General features: G+C 66.9%; 5 protein-coding genes and 1 pseudogene. 1 reads left to right on the top strand and 5 read right to left on the bottom strand.

Annotated features, from left to right (window positions below):
- Nucleotides 1–95 precede the first annotated feature (95 nt).
- Nucleotides 96–845, bottom strand: a pseudogene (locus ABIE57_RS15715) (histidine kinase dimerization/phospho-acceptor domain-containing protein); the annotation flags it as partial.
- An 80-nt stretch (nt 846–925) separates the two neighbouring features.
- A complete protein-coding gene (locus ABIE57_RS15710) occupies nt 926–2,101 on the bottom strand; it encodes an acetyl-CoA C-acyltransferase family protein (protein ID WP_354539975.1) in 1,176 nt (391 codons plus the stop codon).
- Nucleotides 2,102–2,334: 233 nt separating this feature from the next.
- On the opposite strand from ABIE57_RS15710, the gene ABIE57_RS15705 reads away from it, so the two are divergent.
- A complete protein-coding gene (locus ABIE57_RS15705; RefSeq protein ID WP_354539974.1) occupies nt 2,335–4,083 on the top strand; it encodes a hypothetical protein in 1,749 nt (582 codons plus the stop codon).
- 140 nt (nt 4,084–4,223) lie between these two features.
- On the opposite strand, the gene ABIE57_RS15700 is transcribed toward ABIE57_RS15705, so the two are convergent.
- From ABIE57_RS15700 to ABIE57_RS15690, 3 genes are read right to left on the bottom strand one after another with little or no spacing between them, the layout of a single operon-like run.
- Complete coding sequence (locus ABIE57_RS15700; protein WP_354539973.1) at nt 4,224–4,949, bottom strand: metallophosphoesterase; 726 nt, start codon at nt 4,947–4,949, stop codon at nt 4,224–4,226.
- Nucleotides 4,950–4,990: 41 nt separating this feature from the next.
- Entirely contained in the window at nt 4,991–6,133 is a 1,143-nt protein-coding gene (locus ABIE57_RS15695) for an alpha-D-ribose 1-methylphosphonate 5-triphosphate diphosphatase (RefSeq protein WP_354539972.1), read from the bottom strand.
- The gene (locus ABIE57_RS15690; protein ID WP_354539971.1) at nt 6,130–6,855 is read right to left on the bottom strand and encodes an esterase/lipase family protein; all 726 of its coding nucleotides are present in this window, start codon (nt 6,853–6,855) and stop codon (nt 6,130–6,132) included. Before ABIE57_RS15690 ends, ABIE57_RS15695 begins: the two co-directional genes overlap by 4 nt.
- Nucleotides 6,856–6,988: the final 133 nt, after the last annotated feature.

The raw sequence follows: 6,988 nt of genomic DNA, 5'->3' as shown, positions 1-6,988 counted from the left end.
CGTCCATACTCCCCTTATTTTACTGCCCCATCCGGCAAAGGCCGACCTCTTCGGGGCTTATCCGGAAACACTTCGGAATAGAGTGTCACACAACACTGTTCCTCGTCCAGCGCGCTTTCCATCAAGAGATCGGCCATCCCCACCACGCCGTTCATCGGCGTGCGGATCTCGTGGCTCATATTGGCGAGAAAGGCGGATTTGGCGCGGTTGGCTGCCTCGGCGCGGCGGCGCGCCTCCTTCAGCTCCTTCTCGTGGCGGATCGTTTCGGTGATGTTGTGCACGAGGCTGACCACGTCACCGCCGGAGCCGCGCTGGTCGATGATGCGGATGTAATGCCCGTTCCAGAGGCGCAGCACCTCCGGTTCGGGTGCCGCGCTCTGCCAGCGGTCGAGCATGAATTCGCGCCACTCCTGCGGGCTGCGACCTTGGGTATTGACGATCCCCTCGTCGGTGAGGATCTGAAGGATCTCGATATAGCTGATCCCCGGCTTCACCGCCTCAAGACCGTCGAAAACCGCAAGCCAGGCGCGATTGGCCGCGATCATCCGGCTGTCGGCGTCGAAAAAGGCAAACCCGTCCTCTATGGTCTGGATCGAATGCCAGAGCCTGCGCTCGGCGATCTCGACCTTCTGATGGGCCACGGTGAGATCGGATTTGACGCGCTTATTCTCGTCGCGCACCTCGGCCACCTTGGCGCGGGTCTCGTGGATCTCATGGCTGAGGGCGCGCGCGTGCAGGCCAAGCTTGCGATTGGCGTCCTGCAATTCGGCCTGTTTCTGTTCCAGCAGACGTTCGGCGGCCAGTCGTGCGCGCCGTTCCTCCGCCAGCTTGTTCGCCAGGCTCATGCCCCTCCTCCGCCGTGCCGGATGGTGTTCGGGCCACCATCCGGCATCGCGGTGAAGATTGGCTTAACGCCGTTCGGGCGTCAGAGGGCTTCGATGGCGAGCGCGATACCCTGACCACCGCCGATGCACATGGTGATGATCGCGCGCTTGCCGCCCGTGCGCTCCAGTTCATAAAGCGCCTTGACCGTCAGGATCGCGCCCGTGGCCCCCACCGGATGGCCAAGGGCGATGGCCCCGCCATTGGGGTTGACGCGCGCGGCGTCGAGGCCAAGCCCCTTGTTGACCGCCAGCGCCTGCGCGGCGAAGGCCTCGTTCGATTCGATCACGTCGAAATCATCCGCCGTGAGGCCGATCCGCGCGAGCAGCTTTTCCACCGCCGGAACAGGCCCGATCCCCATCACCTCGGGGCGCACCCCGGCATGGGCATAGCCGAGCACGCGCGCGCGCGGCTTCAGCCCTGCCTTCTCCGCCGCCTCGGCCCGTGCAAGCACCAGAGCCGCGGCCCCGTCGTTGATACCGCTGGCATTGCCTGCGGTCACGGTGCCGTCCTTCTGGAACACGGTTTTCAACCCGGCCAGTGCCTCTGCGGTGGTGGCCTTGGGGTGTTCATCGGTGTCAAAGGCAACCATGTCACGTTTGACGCGCACCTCGACCGGCACGATCTGCGATTTGAACCGCCCCTCGGAAATGGCCTCTGCCGCGCGGCGCTGGCTTTCCAGCGCAAAGGCGTCCTGATCGGTGCGGCTGATCCCGTGTTCGGCGGCCACGTTCTCGGCGGTGACGCCCATATGGCCGGTGCCGAACGGGCAGTTGAGCGCGCCCAGCATCATGTCACGCGTCGTGACGTCGCCCATCTTGGCGCCCCACCGCTGATCGGGGATGATGAAGGGCGAGCGGCTCATGTTCTCGACACCGCCGGCAAGGCCGAACTCGGCATCGCCAAGCGCCAGCGACTGGATCACCGAAACGATGGCCTGCGCGCCCGACCCGCAAAGCCGGTTGACGTTCATCGCGGGCGCGGTGTCGGGAATGCCGGCCTCCATCGCGCTCACGCGGCTGACATACATGTCGCGCGGCTCTGTGTTGATGACATGGCCATAGACGACATGGCCGATCTGCCCGCCCTCGACCCCGGCGCGCGCCAGCGCTTCGCGCGCGACGATGCCCCCCAGTTTTGTGGGCGGCGTGCCTGCCAGCGCCCCGCCAAAGGTTCCGATTGCCGTCCGGCACCCGTCGAGAATCACGATATCGTTCATGGCTGTCCTCCGCTCTTCAAGCCTGCCCCGGACCTTGGCTTTGCATCTGCGGCATTGCAAGCCTGATATACATGCGCGCCGCTGTCATCCTCGGGCGTAACGCGCGGGACACCCCGCCCCCGCCCTCCTCGGGCCTGACCCTAGGATCTCGCCGGTGGCGCGCGGCTTGTCAGGACAGGGGCAAGGTGCTTGTGTAGGACCCGACCCCAAGGCTTGCCCGAGAGTGCCCCGCGATGACGATCCGACGACATGCCGATATCGACGAGGCGGCGCTGAGTAGTGCCGAGAAAACCCTGCTGGAGAATTGCAAGGCGGGGGTGCCGACGGTTCTGGGCGATGGGACGCTGCCCGACGGCCCGAGCGATGCGCGCCGCGTTCGGGCGGACCTGCTGCGCTATCTGATCTGCGGCGGGTGCAGGAGGTGGCCGGTCGCTGATAGCGGGGTGGACCTGACGGGGGCCTATGTGACCGGCACGCTCGACCTGGATTTCGCCACGGCGAAAGGGGCGACCGGGCTATTCGCCTGCCGGTTCGAGAACCCAATCGAGGCGCTGCAAGCGCGGTTCGAGTTCCTAAACCTAAGTCGCAGCAACATGCCGGGGCTGATGGCGCAGGGCGCGCGGGTGACGGGCAACGTGTTTCTGCGCGGGGTCACGGCAGAGGGTGAGGTGCGCCTCTCCGAGGCCATGATCGGCGGGCAGTTGGCCTGCGTGGGCGCGCGGTTCGAGAACGCAGGAGGCAGGGCGCTGAACGCGCAGGGCGCGCGGGTGACGGGCGATGTGTTTCTGCGCGGGGTTACGGCAAAGGGGGAGGTGAGCCTGGCCGGGGCCGGGATCGGCGGGCAGTTGGATTGCGAGGACGCGCGGTTCGGGAATGCGGAGGGCAAGGCGCTCATCGCGCAGAATATGGCGGCGGAGGATTTTTACTGGCGCGGGGTTGCGGCGGTCAGCGGAGCGGTGGACCTGAATGGCGCAAAAGTCGCGAACCTTGTGGATGATGCGGCGAGTTGGGATTTGGTCGGGTGCCTCTATCTCAACGGATTTCGCTATGAAAGTATCCACGGCCCGATGACCGCGCAGATGCGGCTGGGCTGGGTGGCCAAGGATGCCGAGGCGGCTAACGAGTTCCGCCCGCAGCCCTATGAGCAACTGGCCAGCGTCTTCCGGGCGATGGGGCATGACGCGGACCGGCGCGCGGTGCTGATCGAGAAGGAAAACGTCGAGCGCAAGCACGCGCGGGCGCGGATGCGCGACCAGAGGCGGTTTGCGCGGCTGGTGGCGAGGGCGTCTCGAACGCCGTCAAACGAATCTTTTGCTGTGTTGAGCGAGTTCACCAAATCGGCGCAAGCGCTGGATCACGGGTTTACCATGCCCCTGTTAGAGCGCTTCGAGCTTTTCCATCTGCAATGGCCCCAGACAGGCGATGGCACCACGCCGCCCGACCGCCATGCCGTGGCGATGGCGCAGGCCGGGTTTCGCGAGCAGATTTATTGGCAAAATGCCGGGTTGCGGGCGCGGATCGCGTGGAACCATTTCAAGGATCGCATGTCGCGCTGGCTGGCGGGCTATGGCTATCAGCCGTTCAATTTCATCTGGGCTTTGTTGCTTCTCTGGGCCATCGGCGCGGGTCTGGCGCATCAGGCGTGGCAGGCGGGCGATTTTGCGCCGAACTCGGATGTGATCCTGTCCACCCCCGAATGGTGGGCGCTGGCCGAGGATGGGGCGGTGGCGAACCCGGCGGCAGAGTGGTCGGCGCGGCATGGTAAGGGGCGCGATTGGGAGACGTTTCACGCCGGGGCCTATGCGTTCGACGTGGTGGTGCCGATCGTGGTGATCGGGCAGACCGGGGCATGGGCACCCTCGACCAATCGCGGGTCGTGGGGCTGGCACCTGTGGTGGGTGCGCTGGGTGCTGACGGTGCTGGGCTGGATCGTCACCGCCGTGGGGGCGGCGGCGATCACCGGGATCATCCGGCGGGAGTGAGCGTTGGGGGGGCCGTCATCCTCGGACTTGATCCGAGGATCTCCGGCACTGGTGAGAGATCCCCGCTTTCGCGGGGATGACGGGGTGGCTTTCGCGGGGATGACAGGGCGGCCTTCGCGGGGATGACGGGGAGGGGGCCGTTACCCTGTCGGCTCAAGCCGTTCCCGCCCGGTCTCGGTCAGCAGCCAGCAATCCCTCCCCTCGAACACGGCAGGCCAGAGCGGGCGGCCAAAGCCTGCGCCGCCGTCAAGGTCGATCCGGTTGCCGAAATGCGCGGGATGGTCGAGCGCGGTGTGACCATGCACCACAAGCCAGGGATGCGGTGCGGCATGGTCAAGAAAACCGTCGCGGATCCACATCAGATCGGCAGGGTCCTGACGCTCGGGAGGCAATCCGGGCCGGAGACCGGCATGGACGAAGAGCAATTCGTCCGCCTCGTGCCAGAAGGGCAGGCGCGCCAGCCAGTTCCGGTGCGCCTGCGGCACGGCCGTGCGGGCCTCGGTCCATGGCGGCGCGACCTCGCGCGCCGTAACCCCGTAGGCGGCCAGCGTCTCGATCCCGCCAAGCCGGGGATGGAGCCATGACTTGCCAGACAATATCTGTGGCGAATGGATCGTGCCGTGGTCGAGAAAGTCGAGGAAAAGCTGATCGTGATTGCCACGCAGCACGATCCAGTCGCGCCCGTCGGCCTGTCCGGCCATCAGCTGCGCGATCACCGCGCGGCTGCCCGGGCCGCGATCCACAAGGTCGCCGAGGAAGATCACGCGCGCGCCCGGCCCGCCATCGGCCTCGATCCGCTCAAGCGCCTCGGCCAGCAGGGCGTCCTGCCCGTGAATGTCGGGAATGGCATAGATGGGATCTGTCATGCGCCCAGAAAGGCCAGAGCGCGCGGCGATTGTCCAGAGCGTCAGGCCAGGAATCGCGCCGCCGCCGCACCCGCCATGTAGCTGATGCGCCCGCCCGCGACGGTCGCCCCTATCCGGCGCGTGGCGCGCTCGATCACCACCAGATCGGCGCGGGTGCCCTCGGCCAGCGTGCCGCGATCGGTCAGGCCCATGATCCGGGCAGGCCCCGAGGACACAAGCGCCCAGGCCGCAGCCAGATCGCAGATACCCTCATCGACAAGGCAAAACGCCGCCCGCGCCAGCGAGGGCGCGTGATAGTCCGAGGCGAGCGCATCGACGAGGCCCATGGCCACCATCTCGCGCGCGCCCGCATTGCCCTTGTGCGAGCCGCCGCGCACCAGATTGGGCGCGCCCATGATCACCGCATCGCCCTGCGCGCGGGCGGTCTCGGCGGCCTCGACGGTCTCGGGGAATTCCGCGATACGTGCGCCTAGGGCGTGGGCGGCGCGGCGGTCCTGTGCCGTGCTGTCGTCATGGCTGCCAAGGCGCGCGCCCTGCGCGCGCAGCCGCTGGCCAAGCGCGGCGAGCCGGTCCGGCACCTCGGGCATTCGCCCGTGCAACGCCTGCAAGAGGGCCAGATGCGCCTCGGGGCTGCGTCCGGCCTTGAGCGCCTGCCCGGTCAGGCGTGGCGGGCGCTTGTCCCGCGCCAGGGCGTCATGCGGCAGGTGGTCGTTGAACACGACATAGCCCACGCCGTGCCGTGCGACCATGTCCTCCAGCGCCGGATAGTCTTCGAAACCCGTCACCTCGAGCCGCAGTTGCGCCCGCAGATCGGTGGCCACCGTGTCCCGCACATCCTCAAGCGCCGCCAGCATCCGCGCGGCAAAGCCCACGCCGCGCATCCCTCCCTCCCAACTCAGGAACTGCGCGAGATACGCCGTGGTGATGCCATGCGCGGCAAGCTCTGCCTCGGCGCTCAGAAGCCCCGCACCAAGATCGCTCAGAGCGCCGCGCCGGGGTGCCAGGTGGTGCTCGAACCCATCGCCATGCAGGTCAATCAGACCGGGCAGGATGAGGAACCCCGAGAGGTCCACCACCCGGCCCGCGCACCCCGTCCCGATGCGGCCACCCTCGACCGCCAGATCGCCGGGGCCGGGGCCGCCCGGCCAGAGCACCTCGGCTCCGCTGAGGGTCAGCGCCGTCATTCAAAGAGCCGGTCGGTCAGCACGTCGCCAAGCGTCAGGTCATGGTCGAACCGGCCATGGGCCAGAAATTCCAGCACCTGTGCGATCACCAGCGGGTTGTTCATCAAAAAGGTATGCGTCACCGGCAGGGTCAGGTGATCGGCCATGCCGTCGATCCTGGTGGAGGCGACCGAAACCTTGCCATCGTCCGGCCCCTCGATCAGGTTCGAATAGATCGGGTTGAGCGAGCGGTTGCCTGCGATCACACCCAGCTCGAAATCCACCGGCGGCAGGTTCTCGGCAAAGCTTTGGGGCCCGGTATGAAGCTGCTGCCCGGCAGGCCCGTTGATCCAGGCAAACAGCTCCAGCCCGCCCAGTTCGTCCACCAGTTGACTGCCGTGATTGGGAGGCGCCAGCATGACCACGCGACCGAGATTGTCGGGCCGGTTGTCGCGCAGCCAGTGGCGCAACAGGATGCCGCCCATCGAATGGGTGACGAAATGCACTGTCGTCTCACCGCAGACCCGCAGGGCAAAGGGCAGCGTCTCGCGCGCCAGCCGGTCGATCTCGGTCTCGGTGGAGCGGTATCCGGGGCTGAACACGTCATAACCTTGCGCCTCCAGAACCTCTTCCATCACCAGAAACGAGGTCTCGGAGCGCGCCAGCCCATGCAGCAGCACCACGCAATCGGCGCGGGCGGGATGGCTCCAGAGGAGCAGGGCAAGCAGGGTCACGCGGATCATGGCAACGAAATAGGCGGAAAGCCACGCTGTGAACAGGGGAGATGTGTCATCCTTTGTCCCGTCACGCCCCGCCCTGCGTTCCGTCATCCTCCGGCTTGACCGGAGGATCTCTTGTCGCCAAAGATCCCCCGCT

It is taken from the genome of Roseovarius sp. MBR-6 (assembly GCF_040547525.1).
Taxonomy (GTDB): Bacteria; Pseudomonadota; Alphaproteobacteria; order Rhodobacterales; family Rhodobacteraceae; genus Roseovarius.
This window is presented reverse-complemented; position numbering and strand designations above follow the sequence as displayed.